We start from the raw sequence: 26,393 nt of genomic DNA, 5'->3' as shown, positions 1-26,393 counted from the left end.
CAGGGTGCTCGGCGTGAGCGCACCCCCGACCGAGCTGTCCCGCGCCCTCGCGGCCCACGCCCGGCCGCTGGGGGTGCCCGACGACCTGCCCGACGGGGAGCCCACCGAGGAGGGCCTGGCCGCGTGGGTGCGCGCCGCGCGCGGGGCGCGGGTGGTGGCGCTCGGGCCGGCGGTCGGCGGGACGCGCGAGCTCGCGGCGCTGGCCGGGCGGTGCGTCGAGGAGCTGGTCGCGGACGCCGGAGCCGGCGTCGGGACTCTCGCGCTCCAGGCCGCGGAGTCGGGCACGACGGTGCTCGACGACCACGTCCGCCAGGGCACCGGGAACGCCGGCGGGTTCGGCGAGGCGCTCCAGGGCCTCGGCTCGTGGAGCTGGCACACCCGCGAGGTGCTCGACGTGGTGCGGGCGCTCGCGAGCCGGGGCGGGGTGCGCGTCGTCGGCATCGACCCGCGCCGCCCCGCGCCCGCCGTCCGCGTCGTCGGTGCCTTCCTGCGCGCCGCCGCGCCGGACGCGCTGCCGCCGGTGGCCGACGGGCTCGCCGACCTCGCGCTCGGCTACGGCGACGGCGAGGGCACGCGCGCGGCGGTGGAGCAGGTGCGCGAGCGGCTCGCGCGCGACGTGCCCGCGCTGGTCGCGGCCACCTCGCCCACCCGGCACGCCGAGGCCGTGCGCCACGCCGGGTTCCTCGCGCGCGCCGCGGAGCTCGCCGCGACCCCGCCGGAGCGCGCCGAGGCCGTCGCCGCGCGGCTCATGGCGGACGCGGTGCTCGACGCCCTCGACTCCCAGGACCAGGGTGACCGCCTCGTCCTCTGGGCCCACGCCGACCACGTCGTCGTCCGCGAGCAGACCCTCGGCGCGCACCTGCGCGAGCGCCTCGGCGACGGCTACCGCACGCTGGTGCTCTCGGCGGGCACGGGGACGGTGCGCGCGACCCGGCGCCGGCGGCTCTTCGGTCCTACCCGCACCCCGGCGACCCACCGCCTCGGCGAGGTGCCCGCGTCCTCGCTCGAAGGGGTGCTGCTGGACGCGCTGCCCCGGGACGCGGTGCTCGACCTGCGCGACCCCGCCGTCCCGCCCGCCGTCACCGCGTGGGCCGGCGAGGCGACCGTGCGGCGCTCGGTCGGTGACGAGGTGTCGGCGGCGGCGCCGGCCCGCGCGACGGTGCCGTGCGTGCCCGGGACCGAGCTGGACGGGGTCGCGGTGGTGCGCGCGGTGCACCCGGCCCGGGCGCTGTAGCGGTCAGCCCCGGGCGGCGAGCACCGCGCGGCCGCGCGGGGAGAGCTCGTAGCCGACCGGCAGCGAGTGCGTCAGGCCCAGCGCCTTGAGCTTGCGCACGTCGGCCTTGAACGGCGCGGTCTCGCGGCCGAACGACGCGGCGAGGTCGGGAGCGCGCACGCCGGGGCGCTCGGCGATCGCCGCGAGCGTCGCCCACGCCCAGGGCCCGTGCCCGCTGCGCGCGTCCATCGCGTCGAGGCGCCCGGCGACGGCGGCGAGGTCGTCGGTGTCGGGGACGGTGGCGGCGAGCTCGCTGCGCGGGTCGGGCTCGTCGAGCGGGTGGAAGCGCACGCGGTAGAGCTCGGCGTCCGGCGCCGCCTGCTTCGCGGCCGCCGCGAGCAGGGCGTCGACGGAGTCGAACCCGGCGCGCCGGGCGTCGTCCGGGCCGAGGTCCTCGGGGCGCACGACGTCCACCTCGTCGACCTGCAACCGCCCGATCGGCGTCCGGTAGGGCCGCCCGGGGCGGACCTGGGCGCGCCGCCACCGCCGGAACGTCAGGTCGACCTCGCCGCGCGCGACCGGCTCGGCGAACCGCAGGGCGAACAGCACGGGTGGAGGTTGCCAGGCCGGCTCGCGCGTCAGACCGCGCCGAGCCCGACCACCACGAAGAAGAGCCAGAACGCGATCCACCCGATGATCGGGAGGTAGCCGAGGACCAGGCCGGCGATCGTCATGCCGTGGCCCGCGTACCGGCCGCTACCGGTGTCGCGCCAGGCCAGGTGCCCGCAGATCACCGCGGCGATCGACGCGAGCCCGGCGGTGAAGAAGCCGAGGATGCCGCACACCAGCGCCGCCACCGCGAGCCCCGACGTCGGCGGGGTGCTCGGGTAGGACGACCCGTAGGGGCCGGCGCCGTAGGGCGCGGACGGGTAGGGGGTCGACGCGGAGGGCTGTGCGTAGGGGTTCTGGCCGTACGGGGTGTGGCCGTACTGCTGGCCGTACTGCTGGCCGTACTGCTGGCCGTACGGATGCGGGACCTGGCCGTAGGGGTCGTAGCCGGCGGCGCGGTCGGCGGCGTAGGGATCCGAGTAGGGCTCGAGCGTGTACGGGCCGGGCTCGTAGGCCCCGGAGGAGTACGGCTCGGGGTGTGGCTCCCGCGGCGACGGGTCGCGCGTCTCGGGAGCGGACGGCGCCGGGGTCTCGGCCCCGTCCCGGCCGTCGCGCGGCGGTTCCCACGGCGAGCTCACGTTCCGGATCGTAGTGGCGCGCAGCCGTGATGGTCCGATCGTCGTGAGCGGTCGGGTGGAACGGCCGGTCGCGGCGCGGGAGGCGTGTCCCGAGGACACGGCTCGGCGGGCGCGCTGCCGTCGGAAGTGGGAGCCGGGGCGAGCTGTCGATGCCCGGGCGGGCGCCGGTGTCGGCGACCCGTGTCCCGAGGACACGGGTCGGCGGGCGCGCTGCTCCTCGCATGGCCGGGGAGTCGCCGGTTACCGGCCGCCGACGTACGACGACCCGTGTCCCGAGGACACGGGTCGCCGGGGTCGGTGCCTCCGGAGAGGGGACGGCGGGCGCGGGGGTCAGGAGGCGGGGACGACGAGGTCGGCGTAGGTGTCGCCGTCGGTGTCGGCCACCGCGACCGGGCCGTCCTCGCCGTAGGCCGCCCCGTCGGTGATGGCCGCGTCGCCGTAGCCGTCGGCGTTCGCGTCGATCACGACCTCGTCGATGACGCCGTCGCGGTCGTGGTCCGAGACCGCGTACTCGTCGTACCCGTCGCCGTCCTCGTCCGCGGACGCGGTATCGGCGTAGCCGTCGCCGTCGGCGTCGGTGGCCGTCGACTCGTAGTAGCCGTCGCGGTCTCCGTCCCACGAGGTCATGCTCGGCGTGCCGGCCGGGAAGGACAGGAGGCCGCCGTCGGCGCCGTAGGTCGAGCCGTCGCCGGAGGTGTAGGTGTCGGTGCCGGGCGTGTCGGTGCTGGGGGAGTCGGTGCCGGGGTCGCTCATCGGGGTCTCCTCGCCGAGGTGATCGGTGCGTCGACCCTCTGACGGTGGGGGCGCCCGTCGATGTTCCTGGGGAAACCCTGGCAGGGCCGGTCAGCGGCGCCGACGCCCGCAGATTGGCTCGACGCGGCGCAGCAGCACGGCCGTCAGCAGCGCGAACAGCACGGTGAGGCCCGCGAGGGCGCCGAGGTCGAGCAGCCAGGCGACGGGGTCGTGCCCGTCGGCGCGGATCTCGAGGGCCGCCGGTGGCGTCGGACCGGGCGCGCGGGGGGTCGAACGCCCTGCGCGCACCGTGGGTGCTCCCGACGCCGTCGGCGATCTCCCGCCCGCTCAGGGCAGCCGCAGGAAGGCCATGCTGCCCTGGGCGTCGACGCCGACGACGGCCCCACCGGCCGCGTAGCGGTAGACGCCCGTCCGGCGCTGCGGCGGCTCGCGGAGGGCGGCGAGGAGCTCCTCGCGGTTGTCGGGCTGCGCGAGCAGCGGCGCCACCCGCGACCACGGCGCCGCGTCGAAGGCCGCCGACGGCCGGTAGCGGGACTCGACGCCGGCGACGTCGCCCGTGCCGAGCGCGGTGTAGAGGCCCTGGACGCCGGTGGCGACGGCTGCGGGCAGAGCGCGGCCGGCGGTGTCGGTGACGGCCGGGGTGCCCGCGGGGGCGGGCGGGGTCGCCGGCGCCGCGGCGCTCGGCGCGGGGGCGGGCACCGCGGACGCGGCCGCCGAGGAGGTCCCGGCGGAGCTCGGCGCGGTGACGAGGGTCAGCACGGCCAGCGCCGCGGCCACGACGATGGCGACGGCGAGCGCGGCGCTCGCGATCCACGGACCGCGCGCGGCACCCGCCGACGCGGCCGGCGCGCTCACCGCCATGCCGCCGCCCCGCGCGCGGTGCTCGGCCCGGTGCAGATCATGTGGCCCTCCTCGATCGGTCTCGGCCGCAGTATCGAGACGATCACGTCGGTGCGTTACCGCTGGTCGGGGCAGTCTGCGTCACGCGGACGGGTTCGTACAGGTGGATCGTGGAGGCGTCCGGGTCCGGCGGGCCGACGGGGGCGGTGGCGTCCCCCGCCGCCCTGACCGCGCCCGCGGGCACGACCGGGGCGGGTGTGGGGATGACGTCCGTTGGCCGTGTGGCGAGGTCGGTGTGGATGTCCTCGGTGCCGTGGTCGTCAGCGGGGTCATCAGCGGGGTCAGGAGCGGGGTCAGGAGCGGGGTCTGCCGCGGCGGCGAGGGTCTGCAGGTCGCGGAGCAGCGCGGCCCCGAGCCCGCCCGGGGTGTCCGGGCGCTCCTGCGCGACGCGCGTGAGCAGCGCGGCCAGGTCCCCGGCGAGGTCCCCGGCGAGGTCCCCAGCGGGTGGGGCCTCGTGCTCGCCGGGGTCGGGCGCCATGGGGACGGCGGCGAGGGTGGCGGCGAGGGCGCGGGCGTCGTCGTCCTCGGCCCGCGGGCGGTCGCCGGGTCGCCGCCCGGACGGGGCGCCGACCAGCCAGGCCGCCGACGGCTCCGCGCCGACCAGCACGACGTCCGCGCCGATCCCGCCGTGCGCCAGCCGCGCCGCGTGGGCGGCCGCGAGCGCCCCGGCCAGCACCACCGCGAGCGCGAGCACCCACGACGCGGGCAGCGGGCCGACGTCGGCGAGCCCGCGGACGTCGGCGGGGAGGTCGTGCACGAGCCACAGGTCCCGTCCGCGCCCGGCCGCGACGTCGCGCGCCGGGGCGAGACCGGGGTGGGGATGCTCGACGCCGCGCCGGACGTCGCGGACGACGCGCGTCAGGAAACGTGGCCCGGGCGGGCCGTCACCGTCGTCGGGGGCGAGCGCCACCGCGACGACGGCGCGGTCCTCCCAGTCGTCGTGCGCGACCCGGACCGCGGCGGTCACCGCGTCGCCGAGCCGGTAGTGCCCGCCCGAGAGCAGCTCTCCCGGGGCGCCCGGCGCGGGGTCCCCGCCGGGCGCTCCTCTCGTCACCGTCACCGTCCCGGTCGACCCGGTGCGTCGGTCGCTCAGCCGCCGAAGCTCGTCCGGGCCCGGAACTGGATCCGCTGGAACACGGCGTTGGACTGGTCGAGGGTGGAGGTCCGGATCTCCCAGCTGTAGTTCAGGCCGCTGTAGATGCCGGTGGAGTAGACGGTGCCGTCGCGCTCCGCGGTGTAGAGCGGACCCTGCTCGACCCCGCCCGAGCGCCACACGTCGAACTGCTCGATGCGCGGCCCGAGAGCGGCGGTGTCGTCGTAGAACGAGCGCGCCCCGGCGGCGTCGGGCCAGCGGGCGAAGATCACCCGGGCGCCCGGCGCCGCGGTGGCGAAGTCGCAGATGTAGGCCTCGGTCGGGTTGACGCCGCTGCTGGTGGTCAGCCGGTCCTGGGCGGTCGACGGCCGGCAGTTGCCGGTCGTCGTGTCCGGGAACACCTGGGCCATCGTCGCCTGGCCGTCCGGGGCGCTCGTCGCGCCGCCCGACCCGCCCGCACCGCCACTGCCACCCGAGCCGGTCGTGGCCGGCGGCTGCGCCCCGGTGGTGACGGGCGGGGCGGGCGGGGCGGCCGTCGTGGAGCCCTGGTTGAGCAGGACCACGGCGCCGACCGCGACGACGAGCAGCAGCACGAGGACGCCGGCGACGATCGCGACGACCTTGCCCTTGCCCCCCTTCGGCGGCTGTGGCGGCTGGCCGTACCAGCCCTGCGGGCCGCTCGTGCCGGGCGGCGGCGGGTACTGGCCGGTGCCGTAGCCGGGCGGGTAGCCCTGGGTGGGCGGGTAGCCGGGCTGGCCGTAGTTCTGCGTCCCGCCCGGCTGCGTCGGGCCCCACGCGGCGGGCGCCGGCTGCGGCCCCGAGCCCTGGGGCGTCCCGAACGGCGAGGGGCCCTGCGGCGACGGTCCCTGCGGCGACCAGGGCTGGGACTGCGGCTGGGCCTGCGGGCCCGACTGACGGCGCGGACCGGGGACCTGGGTCGGCGTGGCGCCCTGCGGCCCCGACGTCCCGCCGGCGGCGGCCACCCCGGCGGCACCGGCCAGACCGGCAGCCCCGGCGGCGCCGGCGGCCCCGGCACCGAGCCCGCCGGCGCGGACACCGCGGACGGTCGCGTCCTCGGCGCCTGGGGTCGACCCGGTGCCGGCCGGTGCGTCCCCGCCGACCGCGCGCACGGCGGCGTCGGCGAAGTCGCCCGCGGTGGCGTAGCGCTGGGCGGGGTCCTTGGCCATGGCGGTCGCGAGCACCGCGTCCAGGGCGGGCGGCGAGCCCGGCGCGACCTCCGAGAGCCGCGGGGGCGTCTCGTTGAGGTGGTCGTACATGAGGCCCGGGCCCTCGGACACGAACGGCGGGCGCCCGGCGATCGCCTCGAACAGCAGGCAGCCCAGCGCGTAGACGTCGACCCGGCGGTCCATCTCCCGGCCCACGAACAGCTCGGGGGCCATGTAGGCGAGGGTGCCGATGGCCGAGCCGGTGCCGGTCAGCGAGCTCTTGGTGTCGCCGCCCATCGCGCGGACGATGCCGAAGTCGACGAGGTAGACGAAGTCGCGCCCGCGGTGCTGCGTGAGGAGGATGTTCGACGGCTTGACGTCGCGGTGGATGAGGCCGTCGTCGTGCGCGGCGTCGAGGGCGTCGGCGGTCTGGCGGACGATCTCGACGGCGCGGCGCGGATCGAGGCGGCCGTTCCGCTCGATCTCCTCGGCGAGGTCGACGCCCGAGACCAGCCGCATGTCGATGTAGAGGCGGCTGTCGATGGTGCCGAAGTCGTGGATCGGGATGACGTGCGGCGACGACAGGCGCGCCGCGGTGCGCGACTCCCGGCGGAACCGCTCCTGGTAGTCGCCGTCGTCCGCGAGGCCGCCGTGGAGGCGCTTGACCGCGACGGTGCGCTGCCGGCTGGTGTCGTAGGCGCGGAAGACCTCGCCCATCCCACCCCGCCCGATGCGCTCCTCGAGGCGGTACGGCCCGAACATCTCCACCGGCTCGCCCGACGACGGCGGCGTGTGGCCCGGGGCCTCGGTGCTCATGCGGCGCTCTCCTGGATCGGGGTTCACCGGGGCGACGGACAGCCCGGGTGAAAGTCACCGAGAGTATGTGCGATGCCCCCGAGGCAGGCCATAGCCCTCACACATTTCGCAGAGTTCCCTCACTCTTGGTGACAGCTCGGGTCACCGTCAGCCCGGGACTTCCGTCGCGGGCCGCAGGTGGAGCGCGGACCGCATGCGCTGGGCGTCCTGCGGCGAACGGGTGACCACGTCGAAGGAGTACGGCCGTTCGGCGTAGGCGGCGGTGGCGTAGACCGTGCCGTCGGCGGCCGCGCGGGTGTGCCACGGTCCCTGGAGCTGCCCGCCGCCGTCGCGCCACTGGACCGCGCCGTCGATGCTCGGACCCCACCGCACCTGGTCGTTCTGCCACTGCACGGCGTCGGCGACGGTCGGCCACTCCGTGTAGTAGACGTAGCCGCCCGGCACCGCCGCACCGTGGTCGCAGCGGACGACCGCGAGGGGGCGGGCGCCGGTCGAGGTCACGTACTCGGCGGCGCTCGGAGGATAGGTCGTGCAGGCGCTGCCGAGGACGGTGAGGTCGGGGAACGCGGCGGCGAGCCGCCCCGGCAGCGCGGGCACGGGCGCGGCGTCGGGGGCGGCACGGTCGGTACCGGCGGCCCCGGGCGGCCAGCCGACGACGGCGAGCATCGCGGCCACCCCGAGCAGCCCGATCACCAGGCCGACCACGAACCCGAGCAGCACCGCGGACGCCCGCCGGCGCGGCCGCGGACGTGGCGCGGGGCGGGGAGCGGGCGGTGCGGTCGGCGGAGCGGTGGGCGGGCCCGTGGGGGCGGCCGTGACGCGCGGCGACGTCGGCGGGCGTGGCGCCGGCACGGCGGCGCCGAGCGCGGGCCCGCCGTCGGCCACGGGGACGTAGCGGGGGGTCGCGGGCGCGACCGGCACGGCCGGCGGCGACGGCTCGGCCGGTGCGGCGGACACGCCGGGCCGGGCCGCGACGGCGGGCTCGGCCGACACCGCCGACACCGCCGACACCGCCGACACCGCCGACACCGCCGACACCGCCGACACCGCCGACACCGTCGACACCGCCGGCTCGACCGTGCCACCGCGCGGGACGACGCGGACCGCGATCCGGCCCGGCCGCGCGGTCGTCGGGGTGCTCATCGCGGCCGCCGGGCCCGCGGGTCGAGGCGGCGCAGCAGGAGCGCCGTGACGACGACGAAGAGCACGGTCACGCCGGCGAGCGCCCCGAGGTCGAAGAGCCAGGTGGCGGCGTCGTGGGCCCACAGCGGCTCGGCGTCGGTGTAGGGCGGCGGGGCGCCGGGCCCGCTGCGCACGCCGATCGTCGAGGCGCCGAGCGCGAAGCCCCACCGGGCCGGCACGAGCCACGACAGCTGGGCGAGCACGGGGCTGTCCTGGATCGGCAGCAGCGCGCTGGACAGGATGAACTGCAGCATCGCCAGCAGCACCAGCAGCGGCATCCCGCGGTCGGCGTTGTCGATCCACGCCGACACCGCGAGCCCGACGGCCATGCTCGCGACGGTGGTCGCGGCGATCGCCACGAGGATCTCCAGGCGCGGGTCGGCGAGGACGACGGCCTCGTCGGGGCCCGGCCGCCCGAGCGTCCCCAGCACGCCCAGCACCACCGCCTGCAGGCCCGTGACGACGGCGAGCACGACGACCTTGGAGAGCAGGTAGGCCGCGCGCGAGAGCCCGATCGCCCGCTCGCGGCGGTAGATCTCGCGTTCCTTGACGAGCTCGCGGATCGAGGCCGCCGACCCCATCAGCGCGGCTCCGACGATGAACACCATGAGCAGGCTCTGCGGCGCGCCCGGCACCCCGCGCAGCTGTTCGGCGAGCGACAGGCCCGTGTCCACCGGCAGCGCGTGCGACAGCGCCGCCAGCAGCAGCGGCAGCGCCGCCATGAAGATCGTGTACTGGCGGTCGGCGGCGATCACCGCGAGGTAGCGCCGGGCGAGCACCCCGAACTGCGCGATCGCCGACTGCTGGCGCGGCGGCGGTGCCGCGGGCACCACCGGGGCGGGGCCGCGGCCCGCGGGCGCGCGCGACGGCGGCGCGGTGCCGATGTACCGCTCGCCGAGGGGGGAGCGGCGGTAGCGGTCGGCCCAGTCGACGTGCTGGTCGCGGTCGAGCAGGAGGAACAGGTCGGCGAAGTCGGTGACACCGAAGTGGGCGAGGGCTTCCTGGGGTGGTCCGAAGTAGGCGACGGTGCCGCCGGGGGCGAGGAGCAGGAGGCGGTCGCAGACGTCGAGGTGGGCGACGTTGTGGGTCACCACGACGACGGTGCGTCCGTCGTCGGCGAGGCCGCGCAGGGTGTGCATGACCGATTTGTCGAGGCCGGGGTCGAGGCCGCTGGTGGGTTCGTCGAGGAAGAGCAGCGAGGGGCGGGTGAGCAGCTCGAGGGCCACGGAGGTGCGTTTGCGCTGCCCGCCGGAGAGGGAGTCGATGCGCTGGTCGGCCTGCCCGGTCAGCCCCAGCTCGCCGATCACCTCGTCGATCCGGCGGTCGCGCTCGTCGGCGGTGGTGTCCGACGGGAACCGCAGGCGGGCGGCGTAGGCGAGCGCGCGCCGGACGGTGAGCTGGGGGTGGAGGATGTCGTCCTGGGGGACCAGGCCGATGCGCTGGCGCAGTTCGTCGTAGTCGGCGTAGAGGTCGCGGTCGGCGTAGGTGACCACGCCCTCGTCGGCGGGCCGGAACCCGGTCAGCGCGCGCAGCAGCGTCGACTTCCCCGCCCCCGACGGCCCGACCACCGCGAGGAGGCTGTTCTCCTCCAGCGCGAACCCGACACCGTCGAGCAGGGTGCGGCCCTTGGCGGTGCGCACCACGAGGTCCTGCGCGCGGAAGGCGATCGCCCCGGCGTCCTCGCGCTCGACGAGCCGGACACCGTCCGCCCCGGCCTCGAGGTGGAACAGCGCGTGCCCGATACCGACGAGCATCCCGGGGCGCAGCGGGACGCGGCGGATGCGCCGGCCGTCGACGTAGGTGCCGTTCGGGCTGCCGAGGTCGACCAGCTCCCAACCACCCGCGCCGTCGGCGATCAGCTCGGCGTGGTGCCGCGAGACGAGCAGATCGTGGACGACGACGTCGTTGTCGGTCTCGCGGCCGATGCGGATGCGCCCGCCGGGCGGGGTCCCAGGGGCCGGGGTCCCCGCGGGCGAGGTGCCCTCCCGGGGCAGTGGCGCGGAGGGGAGGCGGTGCACCGCCGAGAAGCGGCCCTGGTTGCTGGGCCCGGACGGCGCGGGGGCGTCGACGGCGGGCGTGCCCCGGCCCGGGGTGCCGAGGCGCTGGGTGGCGGCGGAGGGGATCCCCCTCGAGGGGGTGGCGACGGGCGAGACGGGCGGGAGGACGGGCCGGGACGCCGGGGCGAGCATCGGCACGGGCGGGGCCCCGGGGTCCGCCCCACGGCCCGCAGGACGAGGCGGACCTCGGGGCCGCCGACACCGAGCGTGAGCGTCAGCCGCGGGGTCGAGCCGGGCGACAGGCGCAGCTGCTGGAGCCGCTCCCCGCCGACGTAGAGGCCGTTCTGGCTCCGGTCGACCAGCTCCCAGCCCGTCGGCAGCGGGCGGAGCTCGGCGTGCACCCGGGAGACGAGGGGGTGCACCACCTGGAACCCCGCGGCCTCGTCCCGCCCGATCGTCAGGGCCCGGCCGGTCGGCACCACCAGGCGCTGGTCACCGTGGGTGAGCTCGAGCTGCGGCACCGTGAGCGCCCGCCCGCGCGCGGGGCGGCGACCGGCGGCCGGCCGGGGCACGGGCTCCACGGGGTGCACGCTTCCTCCTCCTCGCGGGTCGGGCGCCAGGGCCCGACGACGTCACCGCGCCCGGGCTAGCCGCCCGAGCGGTGACAGTGTGTGTTCGCGAGAAGACCTCAGCCAGGGGGTTCGCGATAATCGCGGCGAACCATCACCGAGGGTGAGCGACGCCCGCGCTAGGCGGGACGCGGCAGCGGCGCGGTGTGCGACCGGCGCGCGGCCGGGACCCCGTCGACGGCCGCGAAGGGGCGGGTCAGCGGGTCGCGGCGGGCGTCCTCGTTGCCGATGACGTGCGCACCCCCCGTGACCCGGACCGCGCCGACCTCGGCGAGGCGGCGGTGCACCCGGTCGAGACGCGCCTGCAGCGCCGCGTCGTCGACGGCCCGGCGCTGCTTCGCGCGGCGGGTGTGGCGGGGCCCGGCGTCCTCCTGCTTGATGTCGACGACGTCGGCGCGCAGAGCGGTGGAGCGGCGGGTGCGGGTGGTGGTGGTCGAGCGGCGGAACATCGTGGATCACGTCCCTCGGTGCGACGGGCCGACGTGCTGTCACCCTCTGCATCGAGCGCCGCGCGGCGGTTCTTGATGGGCCGACCGGTGGACTCCAGGTCGCGGCCGATCGGCCGATAGGGGCCGTGCGTCAGCACCCGTCCCCGGTCAGCCGAACAGATCGTCGAAGAACCCGTCGTCCTGCCCCGCGCCGGTGTCGTCGGCGGTGTCGCCGGTCTCGCCGGCGCCGGTGTCGCCGGCCGCGCCGCCCTCGGCGTCGCCCGTCCCGGAGCCGTCGACGCCCTCACCGGACCCGTCGCCGCTGCCCGACGACGACCCGGCGCGCGCGACGTCCAGGGTCACCGTGCTGCCGCGCGGCACCGCGGTGCCCACGCCGGGCGTCAGGGCCACGACGGTGCCGGCCGCGCCGCCGCCGTCGACCTCGCGCACCGAGACCTCCAGGCCCACGCCCTCGAGCGTCGCCTCTGCCGAGGCCTGCGAGCGCCCCACGACGTCGGGCACCTGCAGCGTCGCCCGTCGTTGGCCGATGGTCAGCTCGATCGCACCGCCCGCGGGGCGCAGGGAGCCGGGCACCGGGTCCTGGCCGACGACCTGGCCCACCTCGGTGGGGTCGTCGGTCTCGCGCAGGCGGGGTACCGGGGTGAGCACGAGGCCCGCGCCCTCCGCCGCCACGCGCGCGGCCTCCGGGCTGCGGCCCACGAGCAGCGGGACCTGCACCAGGCCCGGCCCGCGCCCGACCCGCAGCGTGACCGGCGACGCCTCCTCGACCCGCGCCCCGACGTCCGGGGTCACCGCGACGACCCGGTCGACCTGCTCGGGCGGCGAGGCCGTCGGCACGACGATCGCCGCGAGGCCGGCGTCGGCGAGGGTCCGCTCGGCCTCGCCGCGGGTGAGCCCGACCAGGCGCGGCACCTCGCTGTCCGAGGGGCCGAGCGCCCACCACCCGGCGCCGCCGAGCAGCACCACGAGCAGGGCCACGACCGCCACGAGACGTCCGCGCCGCCGCGACGACCCGGCGGCCGCGTGCGCGCCGGTCCGCGTGCCGCGGTGGCCGCCGCGCGCGAGCTCGGGGGTCAGGACCGTCTCGGCGGTGTCCTCGTGGGCGCCGGCCCGGCCGCCCCGCGCCCGCCGCCGGCCCGGGTCGGTCCCGCCGCCGCTGTCCCCGCCGCTGAGGCGCTCGTGCTCGGCGAGCACGGCGGGCGCGTCCGGGCGCTCGCCGGCGAGGACCCGCAGGAGGTCCGCGCGCATGTCGGCGGCGGTCTCGTAGCGGTTGTCGGGGTTCTTCGCCATCGCCCGGCGCACGACGGCCTCGAGCTCGGTCGGGATGTCGGTCCCGGACGGGGCGAGCGTCGCGACCAGCGGCGGGTCCTCCCGCACGTGCTGGTAAACGATCGCGACCGGGCTGTCGCCGGTGAACGGCGGCTCGCCGGTGAGCAGCTCGAAGAGCACGCACCCGGCGGCGTAGACATCCGCGCGGGCGTCGACCTCCTGCCCGAGCCCCTGTTCCGGCGAGAGGTACTGCGCGGTGCCGATGACCATGTCGCCGGTCAGCGCCGGGCCGGTCTCGGTGAGGGCGCGGGCGATGCCGAAGTCCATCACCTTCACGACGTCGCCCGGCGTGATCATGATGTTGGCCGGCTTGACGTCGCGGTGCACGACGCCGTGCTCGTGGCTGAAGCCCAGCGCCGCGCAGACGTCGGCCGTCACCGCGCAGGCACGCTCGGGCGGCATCGGCCCGTGGGCGCGCAGGAGGTCGCGCAGCGTGGAGCCGCTGACGTACTCCATGACGATGTACGGGAGGCCGATGCCCTCCGCCGCCACCTCGCCCGTGTCGTAGACCGCGACGATCCCGGGGTGGTTCAGCGAGGCGACGTTCTGCGCCTCGCGCTCGAAGCGCAGGCGGAACGAGGGGTCGCGGGCGAGGTCCGCGCGGAGCACCTTGATCGCGACCTCGCGCCCCAGCCGCACGTCGTGGCCAGCGTGCACGTCCGCCATGCCGCCACGGCCCAGGCTCGGGCCGAGCTGGTACCGCCCGGCCACCAGCGTCGCCTGCGACATGCGCTCCTCGTGCCTCCGCTCGTGGTCGGTGCCCGCCGGGTGCGCGGGGGACGCGGGTCAGCATCACCCGGACGGGTCCAACGGTGCGGGAGCGGGTCGGGAACGGCGGGTCGCCCCTTCGGCGCGCGAGTTCGCCCGTTCGTCGGGACCCGTGCCGTCAGTTGCCGCAGGAGCAGCAGTCGCAACAGCTGCCGCCCTCGGAGCAGCCGTCGCAGCAGTCGCAGCCGCACTCCGTGCAGTCGCAGCAGCTCGCGCAGGGGTTGGACCGCGGCTGCCCGCTCCACGGGCCCGTGATCGGGTCGGCGCAGCAGAGCTGCCCGGTGCAGCAGAGGCCCGCCGCCGCGACGCAGCCGCCGACGAGCCCGCGCGGCCCGCGCCCCGGGGTGCCGTCGCCGGGCTGCGGCGGGTGGTCGGTGGACGGCTGCTCCGTCCGGACGCACGTGCGCTCGAGGGCGCGCTCGGTCTCGTGGACGAGGAGGCGGTGGGCGAGGCGGGCGTCGAGGCCGTGCGGGTCGGGGAGCTCGACGACGGGCAGCGCGGCGCCGAGCGTCGCGACCTGCGCCCGCGCGGCGGCCGCGGTGGCGGGCACGCCGGCCCCGGTGGCGTCGACCGGGTTCCAGCGGCCGGTGCGCCGGTCGTCGTCGAGGTCCTCGAGGGCGTCCAGGAGGTGCGCCAGCCGGCCGAAGGCGGCGCCGGCGTGGGCCAGCGGCGCGGCGTTGGCCGGGCGGCCGGCGAGGACCGCGGTGTGCGCGAAGGCGGCGGCCACCGCGTCGGCGGTCGGGGCGGTGACCTCGTCGAGGGTGAGCGGCCCGGCCGCGTGCTCGACGGCGTGCTGGCGCGCCGGCACCGCGAGCAGGGCGGACGGGTCGAAGCCCGCGGGGGCGGTGGGGCGGGCCCGCGCGCTCCACCGGTCGGCGACCCGCCGCGTCAGCGCCGCCGCCGGCCGGTGGCGCAGGACGCCCTGGCGGTCGTCGACGTGGTCCGCGAGGTGTCCGGCCGCGAGCAGCAGCGCGGCGTGCGCGGCGAGCCGGGCCCCGTCCCCCGCGACGACGGTGGCGGTGCGCATCCCGCGGGCGGGGCAGGGGCCGGCGTGGCGATCGTGCCGACCGGCTGTCGTCGTCTGGGCCGCGGTGAGCACCGAGACCAGCAGGGCGTCGACGTTCGTCGCGGTGCGGGCGAGCTGGCCGTGCCCGTCGCGCAGCGCCAGGCACGTCCCGCAGAGGTGCGCCGCCCACCGGCGGAGCAGCGCGGGCGGGAGGTGGTGGCGGCAGGGCCGCACGATGCCGAGCACCGCGAGGACGCTAGTGATCCACGGAGTCGATCACGACGGGCCGTTCGACCGGTCGTGCACGGCCGTTCGTCGCAGCACGTTGGACCGGTGAGGTGTGCGGTGCGGGGGCGCCGGGAAGGGTCTGCGCGACCGCGTCACGCCCCGTCGGGGGCTGGCGTGCCGCGACTCATCGGGAGGGGAATCCGTGATCTCCAGGAACACGACACGCCTGCTCTGGGCACCGGCGCTCGCCGGCGCCCTCTCGCTCGGCGTCCTCGCCGGCTGCTCGCAGGAGCAGCCGGCGGCCCCGGCGCCGGCCGGGCAGCCGAGCGCCGCCGCGGGCCAGGGGCAGCCGGGCGCCGGACAGCCCGGTGCGCCGGGCGCGCCGGGTGCGGCGGGGCAGCCGGGTGCGGCGGGGCAGCCGGGTGCGGGTACCGCGCCCGGTGCTGGCGGCGCCGGGGGCACCGGCGCGCCGGGCGGGACGAACGCCGACGGCTCGGGGTCGCAGGACGGGTCGGGCAGCGGCTCGGGTTCCGGCAGCGGTTCGGGTTCGGGCAGCGGCTCGGGCTCGGGTGGCGGCGCGAGCCAGACCCCCTCGGGCGGCGTGGCCACCGGCGGCGGCTCGACCTCGGGCGTCGAGCACGCGGGCCTCATCGGCGCCGGCGCGCTCGCCCTGGCCGGGGCCGGCGCGCTGGGCGGCGTGGCCGCGCGCCGTCGCCGCTCCGAGGGCTGAGCACCCTTGACGACCGTGACGCCGACGACCCCGCCCACCATCCGGTGTGCGGGGTCGTCGTGTGTCACCGGCACGCCGGCTCGCGGTCCGCGCGGGAGGGGAGCAGCGTGAGCGAGGTGCCCGACACCGCCGACGACCCCGCCGAGCCCGAGGGGTCCGGGAGCGATCGCGGGGAGGGAGCGAGGGACGCCCTGCCTGCCTCGGACGCAGCGAGTGACGCCCTCGCTGCCCCGCAGGCGCCCGCCACCGAGGGAGCGAGGGACGCCCAGGCTGCCTCGGACGCAGCGAGTGACGCCCTCGCTGCACCCCCCGGGCCGCAGGCGCCCGCCACCGAGCGAGCGAGGGACGCCTTGGCTGCCTCGGAGGCAGCGAGCGACGCCCTCGCTCCACCACCCGTCGCCGGCCCCGAGGTGCCCGACCGGGCCGGCGAAGATCACGAGGACTCCACGCACCCCGAGCAGGCGGGCGAGGTGCGTGACGTCCTGGTGATCACCGAGCGGCCCGGCCCCGACCGCACGCGCCGGGCCCTGCTGGTCGGGGCGGCGCTGCTCGCGGTGCTCGGGGTGGCGCTGCTGGGCTGGGCCGTGGGTCACCAGACGTCGGCGCCGCCGGTTCCCGTCGCCGCCCCCGTCGCCGCCCCCGTCGCCCCCGGCCCGCCGCCCCCGGCCTCGCTCGCCACCGCCCCGCCCGCGTCGCCGAACACCCCGAACGCCCCGCCCGCGACCCTCCGCATCCCGGCGATCGGGGTGGACTCGCCGGTCGACCAGGTCGGCCTCAACCCCGACCGCACCATGGAGGTCCCCGCCGAGGGCTCGCCGGGCTACGACCACGCCGCGTGGTTCCGGTACTCGGTCACCCCGGGGCGCCAGGGCCCGTCGGTGCTCATCGGGCACGTGGACTCCGCGGCGTCGGGGCCGTCGGTGTTCTACGAGCTCGGCCGGTTGCGCCCCGGCGACCGCGCGGACGTGGTGCGCGCCGACGGCGTCACGGTGACGTTCGAGGTCACCGAGGTCGTCGTCGTGCCCAAGGACGCGTTCCCCACCGACCGCGTCTACGGGCCCACCCGCGGCCCCGAGCTCCGGCTCATCACCTGCGGCGGGAGCTTCGACCGGGGCGCGGGCTCCTACCGCGACAACACCGTGGTGTTCGCCCGCGCGGTCGCGTGATCAGGCCCCGATCCGCGCCCGGAAGTGCATCGCGCGGTACGGCCAGTTGTCGGCGGTGTGCCACTGGCTGACGACGAGGTGGATCTCGTCGGGCGTCGAGCCGGGCAGGATGTAGCCGCCGTAGCACTGGGCGACGCGCCCGCAGCCGTGGTCCTCGTCGCCCCAGCCGCAGCCGGCGATCACGGTGAGGCGCTCGGCGGTGGTGAGGTCGGTGGTCGGTCCCTGGGGCATCGGGATGAGGTCGATGCGGTAGTTGCCGGCGTCGAACAGCGCGAGCCACCACTGGTCGCCGACGCGGCGCAGCGACAGCTCGCCGAACGCGCCGGGCAGCACCGGCGTCGGCGGGTTGCCCCACGCCCAGGCCCCGTCGGCGAAGCCCCAGCCCTCCCAGGCGGCGGCGTCGAGGAGCTGGTCGGCGGGCACGCGGTGCAGCAGCAGGGGCTTGTCGCGCTGGAAGCCGGTGGTCAGCGCGTAGACGTAGCCGTCGGGCCCGAGCTCCCAGGTCAGCATCTGGAAGAGCCCGCCGAGGTGCCCGCCCGGCCAGGACAGACCCGTCGACTCCCACGTGACGCCGTTGTCGCGCGAGCGGTGGATCTCGGTCCAGTGCACGTTGCCGAGGCCCTCGCAGGCCATGACGTGCAGGTACATCTCGTCGCCGACGGTGATGAGGTCGGTGGGCAGCTGCGTGGTGATCCGCGTGCCGCCGACGAGGCCGCCGAACCGGCCGCCGATGCGGGCGTTGTGCCGGTACGAGACGACCTGCTCGGCGTAGGGGTGGTCGCCGCCCGCGGAGCCGGTCCACCGCACGCCGCCCTCGTCGCGGACCGTCGCGGGGTCGCCGAACAGGATCACCGGCGAGCGCCAGCCCGGGCCGCCCGCCTGCTTGCTCTCGAAGGTGTCGCCGAAGACCGCGACCAGCCGCCCGTCCGGCGCGAGCGCCGCCGCGCCGAGGTCCGTCCCGCCGATCCCGTAGTCGTCGGTGTGGCCCGGCCCGGTCAGGTCCCGCAGCTTGGTGACCTCGAGGGTGCGCATGGCGCCGGTATACCGGCCGCTCGCGACCGGCGGAATCGATTCCTCCGGCGGGCGTGTCGCGGCGCGGTAACGGCCGGGTCGCAGGCGACGACTCCGCAGGCATCCGCCACCGGGGCGGGCAGGGGGAGGGTCGCCGTGGAGATCGTGCTCGGCATCGTCGCAGTGCTGGCCGTCGTGCTCACCGTCGTCGTGGCGCGCCGCGACCGGCCGGGCCCGCTGCCCGGACCGCGCCTCGCCCCGGACCTCGCGGCGACGATCCTGCTCCGCGCCGGGTTCCCGGCCACGGCGCACAACGTGCTGGCCGTGCAGGAGCACCTCGGCGCGCTGTTCCTCGAGCGCGGACGCGAGGCCCTCGACGCGGCGCGGTGGTCGCAGGTCGTCGCCGCCTGCGAGGCCGGGCGCGCGGGCATGCGGCCCGATCTCGCCGGCTGGCCCCAGTACGTGCTCGACCAGGTCGCGTCGGCGACGGGCGGCACCGTCGCCGCGGGCCTCGCCCGGCGCTGCCAGGACCTGCTGCTCGCGAGCGTCGGCACCGGGCGCGGCCTGTTCGGCGGCTCGCTCTTCGAACCCCTGCCGCGGCTGCGGCCCGCGGTGCGGACGGCCTAGCCGCCGACGGCCCGGACGCGGGACGGGCGTCCCGGACGCGGGACGGCCCCGACGCGGGACGGCCCCGACGCGGGACGGCCCCGACGCGGGACGGCGCAGACGCGAACGGCCCAGGTCCGGACGGCGCGGGGTTCCCTAGGCCGGGATGCGCTCCACCCGCGGCACGCGGCGGGGCGCCGGGACGACGGCCACGGGCGGCGCGGGCGCCTCGACCTCGGCGGACGTCGCCCGCCACGCGGCGCGGGTGCGCTGCTCGATGGTGCCCCGGGTGCTCATGAGCACCGTCGGGGTCGCGACCCAGGTCGCGACGGCGAGTCCGCCCAGGCCCCCCAGGGCGAGCGTGATCGTCTTCATGTGGTGTTCCCCCCTGCGCCCGAACGGGGTCGGGCACTGCTGCACACCGACCACCGGTCGGCACTCGAAACGGTAGAGCGGCACCCGTGGCCTGCCGTGAGCCGTACGGGTGACGGGCGCTCAGGTTGCTCTCACATCCCGGTGACGTGGGTCACTGGGCGGGCCCCACGCCGGCGGGTGCAGACTGCGAACCCGTCAGCCCTGACCGTTCCCGAATCCGCCGCCGGGAGGACGCCCGTGACCGACCCGTCGCCCCCGTCCCGCTCCGCACGCCGCCCCGTCCGCATCGCCAACTGCGCCGGCTGGCTGTGGGACCGGTTCTCCGGGCTGCGCGACGCCCTCGCCGGCCCGGTGGACGTCGTCACCGGCGACTACCTCGCCGAACCGACCCTGCGCCAGCTCGCCCTCGAGCGCGCGCAGGACCCGTCGCTGGGGTACGCGCGCAGCTTCCTCGCCCAGTTCACCGACGCCGTCGGGCTGCTCGCGCAGCGCGGCGCGCGCCTCGTGGTCGACGCCGGCGGGCTCAACCCCGCGGGCCTGGCCGACGAGGTGCGCCGGGTGATCGCCGACACCGGGCTGGACCTCACCGTCGCGCACGTCGAGGGCGACGACCTGTCCGCGCGCCTGGACACCCTCGGGGCGCTCGAACACCTCGACACCGGCGTCCCGCTCGCCGACTCCGGTCTCGAGCCGACGACGGCCAACGCCTACCTCGGCGGCTGGGGCATCGCGGCGGCGCTCGCGGACGGCGCCGACGTCGTCGTCTGCCCGCGGGTCACCGACGCCTCGCTGACCGTCGGCGCGGCCGCGTGGTGGCACCGCTGGGGGACCGAGGACTGGGGCCCGCTCGCCGGCGCCGTGGCCGCCGCGCACGTCATCGAGTGCGGCCCGCAGGCCACCGGCGGCAACTTCTCGGGCTTCACGTCCGTGCCGCGCGTCGACGACCTCGGCTACCCGATCGCCGAGATCGCCGCCGACGGCACGGCCGTCATCACCAAGCACGAGGTCGCCGGCGGCACCGTCACCACCGACACCGTCACCGCCCAGCTGCTCTACGAGATCCAGGGACCGACCTACCTCAACCCCGACGTCACCGTGCACCTCGACGACGTGGTGCTCGAGCAGGTCGCGCCGGACCGGGTCGAGATCACGGGCGTCACCGGCTCCCCACCGCCGTCGACCACCAAGCTCGCCATGACCGCGCCCGGCGGCTACGAGTCCAGCGTCGCCTTCTACGCCACCGGCCTGGACCTCGAGGCGAAGGTCGCGCTGCTGCGCACGCACGTCGAGCGCATCACCGCCGGGCTCGACCTGTCCCTCCTGCGCGTCGACCGCATCGGGGCGCCCGTGGAGGACCCGCCCGACCAGTGGGCCGCCGCCCAGCAGATCCTCGTCACCGCGCAGTCGCGGACGCGGAGCCAGGTCGACGCGCAGCACTTCGTTGCGCCGATGACCGGCCTGTTCCTGCCCGGCTACCCGGGGCTCTACGTCAACCCGCTCAAGGTGTGCGCGCCGGTCGTGGAGTACTGGCCCGCGCTCGTGCCCGTCGAGGTGCTCGACCACGTCGTCGTCGGCGCCGGCGGGCAGCGCACGCCGGTGAAGGACACCCCGGTGCGCGAGCCGGCCGCCGCCCAGCGCCCGTCGGACGAGGCCCCGCCGCCACCGGATCTCGGCCCGACCCGCCGGGCGCCGCTCGGGCTCGTCGCGCACGGGCGCTGCGGGGACAAGGGCGGCAACTCCGACATCGGCTTCTGGGCGCGGGAGGAGGCGTGGGACTGGCTGCGCGCGACGCTGTCCACCGAGCGCCTGCGGGCGCTGTTCCCCGACGCGGCCGACGTCGTCATCGAGCGCCACGAGCTCCCCGGCCTGCGCGCGGTGCACTTCGTCGTCCACGACGTGCTCGGCAAGGGCGCGTCGTCCAACGGCCGCCCCGACATCGCGGGCAAGGCAATAGCTGAGTTCCTGCGCGCCCGACACGTGGAGGTTCCCGAGTGTCTGCTCTGACGAGCCGTCTGCAGCACGCGTGGGAGAACCCGCTCACCACCGCCGACGACGGCTTCGACCCGCTCGCCGAGCTCGACGAGGTGCTGGCGCCGCTGGGCCTGTCCGCGGCCGACGCGGGCGGCGCCGTGACGCTCACCGGGCGCGACCCCGTCGTCCCGAGCCCCGTGCGCGTCGGCGCCGCGGCGAGCATCGGGCTGCTGGCGAAGTCGGTGGCGGCCGCCGCGCTGCACCGGGACCGCGGCGGGCCCGGCCAGGACATCCACGTCGACCTGCGCGCGGCCCCGCACCGGCTCTGCCCGTTCTACGACCGGCGTTGGGAGCTGATCGGCGGCTACCCCGTCGCATCCAGCGTCGAGCAGGGCAACGTCATGGGGTTCAGCTTCTTCCGCTGCGCCGACGGGCGCTTCGTGATGCCGCAGAACATGTACCCCAACCTGCGGGAACGCGCCCAGGAGCTGCTCGGGGTGCCGCTGACGCGCGCGGCGGTCACCGACGCGATCAGCCGCTGGGACGCCGGCGAGCTGGAGGAGGCGGCGGCCGGGGCGGGCGTCGTCATGCCGGTGGTGCGGTCGCTGCCCGAGATGCTCGCCGAGCCCCAGTACACCGACGTGCTCGCGGACCTGCCGCTGGTGGAGGTCACGAGGATCGGCGACAGCGCCCCGGAGCCGCTGCCCGCGGTCGCCGAGCAGCCGTTCTCGGGGCTGCGGGCGCTGGGGATGGGCCACGTCATCGCCGGCGCCGGCTTCGGGCGGTCGTTCGCGCTGCACGGCGCCGACGTCCTCAACCTCTGGCGGCCCGGCGAGACCGAGCACGAGACGACCTACGCGTCGGCGAACGTCGGCGTGCGCTCGGCCTGGCTCGACCCGCGCCGCGACCGGGCCGAGCTCTCCCGCCTGCTCGCCGGCGCCGACGTCTTCTTCCACAACCGGCGCCTGCCGTTCCTCGAGGAGGTGGGCCTCACGCCGGCACAGGTCGCCGCCGAGCGGCCCGGGATCGTGCACGTGTCGGTGTCGCTGCACGGGCTCGCGGGGCCGTGGGCCGGGCGGCCCGGGTTCGACCAGACCGCCGGCTCGGTGACCGGGATGATGCTGCTCGAGGGCGGCGGCGAGGCTCCCCGCCTGCCCCCGATCCTCGTGGTCAACGACTACATCGTCCCGTGGCTCGCGCAGGCGGGCGTCGTCGCGGCGCTGCGGCGCCGCGCGGTCGAGGGCGGCTCGTACCACGTGCACGTGTCGCTGACCCGCGTCGCGCTGTGGATCCTGTCGCTGGGGCTGTTCGACCGGGCGTGGGCGCACGCGACGGCGGACACCACCTCCGAGCACCGCTACCTCGACCCCGCGGTGTTCACCGCCGACACCGGTCTCGGCGCCTACCAGGGCGTCACCGACCAGGTCGCGATGTCCGCGACGCCCGGGCGCTACGACCCCGTCCTCGTCGCCCGCGGGTCGTCGGCGCGGGACTGGTGCCCTATCGGCGTGCTGACCTCATCGCGCTCGTGAGCAGAAAGAAGTGCTGTAGCACTTCTTTCTGCTCACCTGCGCGCAGCGCACCCCTCGTCCTGCTGCTCGCCGTCCACCACGGGCACGGCGACCGCGGGCGGCTACGCCGAGCACGCCTTCACCACCGACGTCGCCATGCGGGTGACGCAGCTGCTCACCGCGCGCGGGGTCGACGTGCGCTCGACGCGTCCCGACGACACCGGCGTCGGGCCGTGCGTGGACCGGCGGGCGGCGATCGCGAACGAGGCCGCGCCGGTGGGGCGACGGTGGTGGCGGTGTCGATCCACGCCGACTCGGCGCCGGGGAACGGGCCGGGCTTCCACGTGGCGCTCGCCGCCCCGCCGCTCGCGGCGTCGCAGCGCGCCCCGTCGACCGCGCTCGGGGAGGCGCTGGTGGCGGGGCTGGAGCAGCAGGGGTTCGCGCCGTCGACCTACCGCGGCGAGGCGGGCCTCGACCGGCGTCCGGATCTCGCAGGCCTCGACCTCGCCCGCGTGCCCGCCGCGCTCGTGGAGTGCGCGAACATGGCCGACCCGGGCGAGGCGCGGGTCGTCACCGACCCGGCCGGGCGGCAGCGCTACGCCGAGGGCATCGCCGCCGGGATCCTGCGGGCGCTGGGGCGGTAGCGCCGCTCAGGCGGCCGTGTCGCCACCCCGCTGCTGATGCCAGCGCACGACGCGCACGACGACGTCGTCGAGACCCTCCCGGTCGAGCGTCCGGCGCAGGCCGTCGGCGGTCTGGAGCGCGTCGAGACCGGGGTAGGGCCCGTGCGCGTCGACCTCGCCGGTCTGCGGGTCGACGGCGAGCACCACGTAGCCGTCGCAGCGGTCGAGATCGGTCTGCACCGCGATCCAGTCGATGTTCTCCACCTGCTCCGCCGTGACCGGGTCGTCGATCGGCGCCGCCGGGTCGAACGGGGCGTCCGCGCCCGGGCCGGGCTCGCCCGCCGTGGGGTCGGTTCGGGCGCAGCACCGGGGGTCGTGGTCCATCGGCTCCTCCTCCGCGCTCGGCGCTGGGTACCGCGCGCCGTCCCGGTGACCCCGTCGTCCGTGACACCGTCGAGTGACGCTGACGGCGCTCGTGCGGGTCGCTGTCACGAGTGGTGACGTCAGGGTGCCCACCCTCTGACTCAAGATTTCAACCATTCACTCGGGCGGGGGTACCACTCGGCGACCTGTGTCACGCGCTGAACGTGATCGCCACCGGCTGTGTCAGGCCGCTCACTCCTCGTCGACGAAAGGCCCGGCGCCGGGGCCGGGAGCCGGACCCCTGACCCGCCGCCTCGACGGCCGCTCCGCGGTCGTCACCGCGACCCGATGGGCCCGGATCCCGTCGGGACCGGGCGGTATCCCCTCCGCTCCGGCGGTTCCGGACGGCCCTTCGGGTGCCTAGGGTCGGTCGACGCCCACGACCGCCACACGGGAGGACGGCCATGAGCGACACGCAGCTCCACGTTCCGGAGAACCTGACCTGGTCCGCGGTGACCGGCCGGGTCCGCGACCTGGTCGGCGAGGCCTTCGCCGACGACGGACCCGCCAACCTCATCGACGGCGAGTGGCGGGCGGTCGGCACGGCGACCGAGCAGACCAGCCCCAACGACGGGTCGTCGCTGGGCACGATGCTCAAGCTGGACGCCGCCACGGCCACCGACGCCGTGCAGCGCGCCGCGCAGGCCCACCGCGGGTGGGCGGGCACCGAGCTCGACGAGCGCCGCCGCCGCGTGTCGTCGGCCCTCGACGCCATCGAGGGCGCCCGCGACGACCTCGCCCTGCTCCTGGCCTGGGAGATCGGCAAGCCGTGGAAGGCCGCTTGCTCCGACGTCGACCGCGCCATCTCCGGCGTGCGCTGGTACGTCGACGAGATCGAGGGGATGCTCGCGCGCGACGTCGAGGGCGCGCCGGCCAAGCGCGTGCCGCTCGAGGGGCCGGTCTCGAACATCGCGAGCTGGAACTACCCGATGAGCGTGCAGGTGCACGCCGAGCTCGTGCAGCTGCTCGCCGGCAACGGCGTCGTCGCGAAGACCCCCACCCAGGGCGGGTGGATGACGCTGACCGTCGCCCACGCCCTCATGGCGCGCGAGGGGCTGCCGGTCACCCTGCTCTCCGGCGACGGCTCCGAGCTCTCCGACGCGCTGATCCGCTCGCCCGAGATCGGCGCGCTCGCGTTCGTCGGCGGGCGCTCCAACGGGGGCAAGGTCGCCGCGCAGCTCGCCGACACCGGCAAGCGGCACATGCTCGAGCAGGAGGGCCTCAACACCTGGGGCATCTGGGAGTTCTCCGACTGGGAGTCGTTCTCGGAGATCCTCAAGAAGGGCTTCGAGTACGCCAAGCAGCGGTGCACCGCCTACCCGCGGTTCGTCGTGCAGCGCAAGCTCGTCGACCAGTTCCTGGGGACGTACCTGCCGGTGCTCGACGGGGTGCGCTTCGGGCACCCGCTGGCGGTGGAGGAGGGCTCCTCGGGGTCGACCGACGACCTGCCCGCCCTCGACTTCGGCCCGCTGATCTCCGCGGGCAAGGCCCAGGAGCTCGACGACAGCGTCGCCGAGGCCCTGCGCCACGGCGCGATCCCGCTCTACCGCGGGAGCCTCGACCACGGCCGCTTCCTGCCCGGCCAGGACACGTCGGCCTACCACGCGCCGGTGTCGATGCTCGCCCCGCCGGGGGCGTCGCGGCTCATGCACGAGGAGCCGTTCGGGCCGGTCGACTCGATCGTCGTCGTCGACACCGAGGCCGAGATGCTGGCCCAGATGAACGCCTCGAACGGCGCGCTCGTCGCGAGCATCGCCACGGACGACACCCAGCACGGCGAGCGCCTCGCCGAGCAGGTCCAGGCGTTCAAGGTCGGGATCAACAAGCTGCGCTCCCGCGGCGACAAGGACGAGGCGTTCGGCGGGCGCGGCGAGTCGTGGAAGGGCGCCTTCGTCGGCGGCGAGTACCTCGTGCAGGCCGTCACCGAGGGCCCGCCCGGGGAGAACCTCTACGGCAACTTCCCCGGCTACCACCGGTACCCCGCGACCTGACCCTCCGCGCGAGTAACCTCCACCCGGCGCGGCGTCGGGCCCGCTGTCGGTCGGGGGTCTCTAGCGCGGGAGGGGCCGGGATGGTCCTGCGGAGCCGGGTGGCGCGGGACGTGGCGCCCGGAGGGCCCGCCGTGGGCGCCACGGTCCTCATGCCCGAGGGCCGTGTCGGCCCGGTCATGGCGCTCGTGCGACGCCTCGTGCTCGCCGTCGGGGCGCTGCTCGCGGCGACGCTGATCGTCTGGTTCCAGGCCGACGGCTACATCGACAACAACAACGACGACGGCATCGGCTTCGTCGACGCGTTGTACTACGCCACGGTCTCGCTCTCGACCACCGGCTACGGCGACATCGTGCCCGTCACCGAGTCGGCCCGGCTCTGGACGATCCTGGCGATCACCCCGCTGCGCCTGCTGTTCCTCATCGTGCTGGTCGGGACCACGGTCGAGCTGCTCACCGAACGGTCCCGGCAGGCGTTCCGCATCCGACGGTGGAGGTCGCGCGTGCGCAACCACGTGGTGGTCGTGGGCTACGGGACGAAGGGCCAGGCCGCCGTGACGACGCTGCGCGGCGACGGCCACGACGTCGACCACATCGTCGTCGTCGACACCGACCGGGGCCGCCTGGACGCGGCGTCGGCGCTGGGCCTCGTCACCGTGCGCGGCGACGCGACCCAGTCGTCGGTGCTGCGGACCGCGGGCCTCCCGCACGCGACGGCGCTGGTCGTCGCCACCAACCGCGACGACACGGCGGTGATGGTGACGCTGACCGCGCGGGAGATGGCCCCGAAGATCACGATCACGGCCGCCGTGCGCGAGGCCGAGAACGTGCACCTGCTGCGGCAGTCGGGCGCCGACTCGGTGGTCGTGTCCGCGGAGACGGCGGGCCGCCTGCTCGGCATGGCGACGACGACGCCCGCGGTCGTGTCGGTGGTCGAGGACCTCATCTCGCCCGAGGCCGGCATGAGCATCGGCGAGCGCACGGTCACCGAGGCCGAGGTCGGCGGCTCGCCGCGGCACCTGCGCGACATCGTGCTCGGCGTCGTGCGCGACGGGCAGGTGCACGCCATGGACGCCCCGGAGGTCGACGCCCTCGAGCGCGGCGACCGCCTCCTGTGCGTGCGGCGCGCGGGGCCCGACGACGAGTAGGTGGTGTCAGCGACGTCCCGTCGCTGACGTCGAGTGTCCGTGTCGGGACGTCGATCGCCGCCGGC

The 26,393-nt window shown here is 76.7% G+C and carries 25 protein-coding genes and 1 pseudogene; 9 read left to right on the top strand and 17 right to left on the bottom strand.

Annotated features, from left to right (window positions below; translation table 11 throughout):
- Positions 1-13 precede the first annotated feature (13 nt).
- A complete protein-coding gene (locus PH190_RS00795) occupies positions 14-1,234 on the top strand; it encodes an erythromycin esterase family protein (protein WP_274229601.1) in 1,221 nt (406 codons plus the stop codon).
- A gap of 3 nt (positions 1,235-1,237) precedes the next feature.
- On the opposite strand, the gene PH190_RS00790 is transcribed toward PH190_RS00795, so the two are convergent.
- From PH190_RS00790 to PH190_RS00735, 13 genes and pseudogenes are all read right to left on the bottom strand, one after another.
- Complete coding sequence (locus PH190_RS00790) at positions 1,238-1,822, bottom strand: ASCH domain-containing protein (protein WP_274229600.1); 585 nt, start codon at positions 1,820-1,822, stop codon at positions 1,238-1,240.
- A gap of 29 nt (positions 1,823-1,851) precedes the next feature.
- Positions 1,852-2,460 (bottom strand): DUF4190 domain-containing protein, encoded by a 609-nt coding sequence (locus tag PH190_RS00785; protein ID WP_274229599.1) that lies wholly within the window; start codon positions 2,458-2,460, stop codon positions 1,852-1,854.
- A 330-nt stretch (positions 2,461-2,790) separates the two neighbouring features.
- On the bottom strand, positions 2,791-3,213 hold the full coding sequence (locus PH190_RS00780; RefSeq protein WP_274229598.1) for a hypothetical protein: 423 nt from the start codon (positions 3,211-3,213) through the stop codon (positions 2,791-2,793).
- 90 nt (positions 3,214-3,303) lie between these two features.
- Positions 3,304-3,501, bottom strand: coding sequence for a hypothetical protein (locus PH190_RS00775; protein WP_274229597.1), 198 nt, complete (start codon positions 3,499-3,501; stop codon positions 3,304-3,306).
- Between the two features lie 39 nt (positions 3,502-3,540).
- On the bottom strand, positions 3,541-4,074 hold the full coding sequence (locus PH190_RS00770) for a hypothetical protein (protein ID WP_274229596.1): 534 nt from the start codon (positions 4,072-4,074) through the stop codon (positions 3,541-3,543).
- Positions 4,075-4,156: 82 nt separating this feature from the next.
- Positions 4,157-5,167, bottom strand: coding sequence for a hypothetical protein (locus PH190_RS00765; RefSeq protein ID WP_274229595.1), 1,011 nt, complete (start codon positions 5,165-5,167; stop codon positions 4,157-4,159).
- 35 nt (positions 5,168-5,202) lie between these two features.
- A complete protein-coding gene (locus PH190_RS00760) occupies positions 5,203-7,188 on the bottom strand; it encodes a serine/threonine-protein kinase (protein ID WP_274229594.1) in 1,986 nt (661 codons plus the stop codon).
- A 147-nt stretch (positions 7,189-7,335) separates the two neighbouring features.
- The gene (locus PH190_RS00755; protein ID WP_274229593.1) at positions 7,336-8,331 is read right to left on the bottom strand and encodes a hypothetical protein; all 996 of its coding nucleotides are present in this window, start codon (positions 8,329-8,331) and stop codon (positions 7,336-7,338) included.
- The gene (locus PH190_RS00750) at positions 8,328-10,559 is read right to left on the bottom strand and encodes an ATP-binding cassette domain-containing protein (protein WP_274230038.1); all 2,232 of its coding nucleotides are present in this window, start codon (positions 10,557-10,559) and stop codon (positions 8,328-8,330) included. Before PH190_RS00750 ends, PH190_RS00755 begins: the two co-directional genes overlap by 4 nt.
- A 155-nt stretch (positions 10,560-10,714) precedes the next feature.
- Positions 10,715-10,768 (bottom strand): annotated as a pseudogene (locus PH190_RS30690) (hypothetical protein); the annotation flags it as partial.
- Between the two features lie 347 nt (positions 10,769-11,115).
- Positions 11,116-11,445 (bottom strand): hypothetical protein, encoded by a 330-nt coding sequence (locus PH190_RS00745; protein ID WP_274229592.1) that lies wholly within the window; start codon positions 11,443-11,445, stop codon positions 11,116-11,118.
- 147 nt (positions 11,446-11,592) lie between these two features.
- Complete coding sequence (gene pknB, locus PH190_RS00740) at positions 11,593-13,503, bottom strand: Stk1 family PASTA domain-containing Ser/Thr kinase (RefSeq protein WP_274229591.1); 1,911 nt, start codon at positions 13,501-13,503, stop codon at positions 11,593-11,595.
- Between the two features lie 157 nt (positions 13,504-13,660).
- On the bottom strand, positions 13,661-14,794 hold the full coding sequence (locus PH190_RS00735; RefSeq protein ID WP_274229590.1) for a DUF5685 family protein: 1,134 nt from the start codon (positions 14,792-14,794) through the stop codon (positions 13,661-13,663).
- 184 nt (positions 14,795-14,978) lie between these two features.
- Between PH190_RS00735 and PH190_RS00730 the strand changes: the two genes are divergently transcribed.
- Together PH190_RS00730 and PH190_RS00725 are read left to right on the top strand one after the other, a co-directional pair.
- A complete protein-coding gene (locus PH190_RS00730) occupies positions 14,979-15,506 on the top strand; it encodes a hypothetical protein (RefSeq protein ID WP_274229589.1) in 528 nt (175 codons plus the stop codon).
- A 350-nt stretch (positions 15,507-15,856) separates the two neighbouring features.
- Positions 15,857-16,672, top strand: coding sequence for a class F sortase (locus tag PH190_RS00725; protein WP_274229588.1), 816 nt, complete (start codon positions 15,857-15,859; stop codon positions 16,670-16,672).
- Here PH190_RS00725 and PH190_RS00720 read toward each other — a convergent pair whose 3' ends face one another.
- Positions 16,673-17,704, bottom strand: a complete 1,032-nt coding sequence (locus PH190_RS00720) for a DUF4185 domain-containing protein (protein ID WP_274229587.1) — start codon at positions 17,702-17,704, stop codon at positions 16,673-16,675.
- Positions 17,705-17,839: 135 nt separating this feature from the next.
- Here PH190_RS00720 and PH190_RS00715 point away from each other — a divergent pair, with 135 nt between their 5' ends.
- A complete protein-coding gene (locus PH190_RS00715) occupies positions 17,840-18,310 on the top strand; it encodes a hypothetical protein (RefSeq protein WP_274229586.1) in 471 nt (156 codons plus the stop codon).
- A gap of 135 nt (positions 18,311-18,445) precedes the next feature.
- On the opposite strand, the gene PH190_RS00710 is transcribed toward PH190_RS00715, so the two are convergent.
- Entirely contained in the window at positions 18,446-18,664 is a 219-nt protein-coding gene (locus PH190_RS00710) for a hypothetical protein (RefSeq protein ID WP_274229585.1), read from the bottom strand.
- 237 nt (positions 18,665-18,901) lie between these two features.
- Between PH190_RS00710 and PH190_RS00705 the strand changes: the two genes are divergently transcribed.
- Entirely contained in the window at positions 18,902-20,668 is a 1,767-nt protein-coding gene (locus PH190_RS00705; RefSeq protein ID WP_274229584.1) for an acyclic terpene utilization AtuA family protein, read from the top strand.
- Positions 20,656-22,167, top strand: a complete 1,512-nt coding sequence (locus PH190_RS00700) for a CoA transferase (RefSeq protein WP_274229583.1) — start codon at positions 20,656-20,658, stop codon at positions 22,165-22,167. The genes PH190_RS00705 and PH190_RS00700 overlap by 13 nt, the downstream gene beginning before the upstream one ends.
- Before the next feature lie 101 nt (positions 22,168-22,268).
- On the opposite strand, the gene PH190_RS30930 is transcribed toward PH190_RS00700, so the two are convergent.
- Positions 22,269-22,454 carry a hypothetical protein gene (locus PH190_RS30930; protein WP_274229582.1) on the bottom strand — a complete coding sequence of 62 codons (186 nt, stop codon included), beginning with the start codon at positions 22,452-22,454 and terminating at the stop codon, positions 22,269-22,271.
- Between PH190_RS30930 and PH190_RS00690 the strand changes: the two genes are divergently transcribed.
- Positions 22,443-22,790, top strand: a complete 348-nt coding sequence (locus PH190_RS00690) for an N-acetylmuramoyl-L-alanine amidase (RefSeq protein ID WP_274229581.1) — start codon at positions 22,443-22,445, stop codon at positions 22,788-22,790. The genes PH190_RS30930 and PH190_RS00690 overlap by 12 nt on opposite strands.
- A gap of 6 nt (positions 22,791-22,796) precedes the next feature.
- On the opposite strand, the gene PH190_RS00685 is transcribed toward PH190_RS00690, so the two are convergent.
- Complete coding sequence (locus tag PH190_RS00685) at positions 22,797-23,153, bottom strand: hypothetical protein (RefSeq protein WP_274229580.1); 357 nt, start codon at positions 23,151-23,153, stop codon at positions 22,797-22,799.
- A gap of 443 nt (positions 23,154-23,596) precedes the next feature.
- Between PH190_RS00685 and PH190_RS00680 the strand changes: the two genes are divergently transcribed.
- Positions 23,597-25,183, top strand: coding sequence for an aldehyde dehydrogenase family protein (locus PH190_RS00680; protein WP_274229579.1), 1,587 nt, complete (start codon positions 23,597-23,599; stop codon positions 25,181-25,183).
- Between the two features lie 149 nt (positions 25,184-25,332).
- A complete protein-coding gene (locus tag PH190_RS00675; protein WP_420791559.1) occupies positions 25,333-26,328 on the top strand; it encodes a potassium channel family protein in 996 nt (331 codons plus the stop codon).
- Positions 26,329-26,393 lie beyond the last annotated feature (65 nt).

It is taken from the genome of Actinomycetospora straminea, from assembly GCF_028737255.1.
Taxonomy (GTDB): domain Bacteria; phylum Actinomycetota; class Actinomycetes; order Mycobacteriales; family Pseudonocardiaceae; genus Actinomycetospora; species Actinomycetospora straminea.
This window is presented reverse-complemented; position numbering and strand designations above follow the sequence as displayed.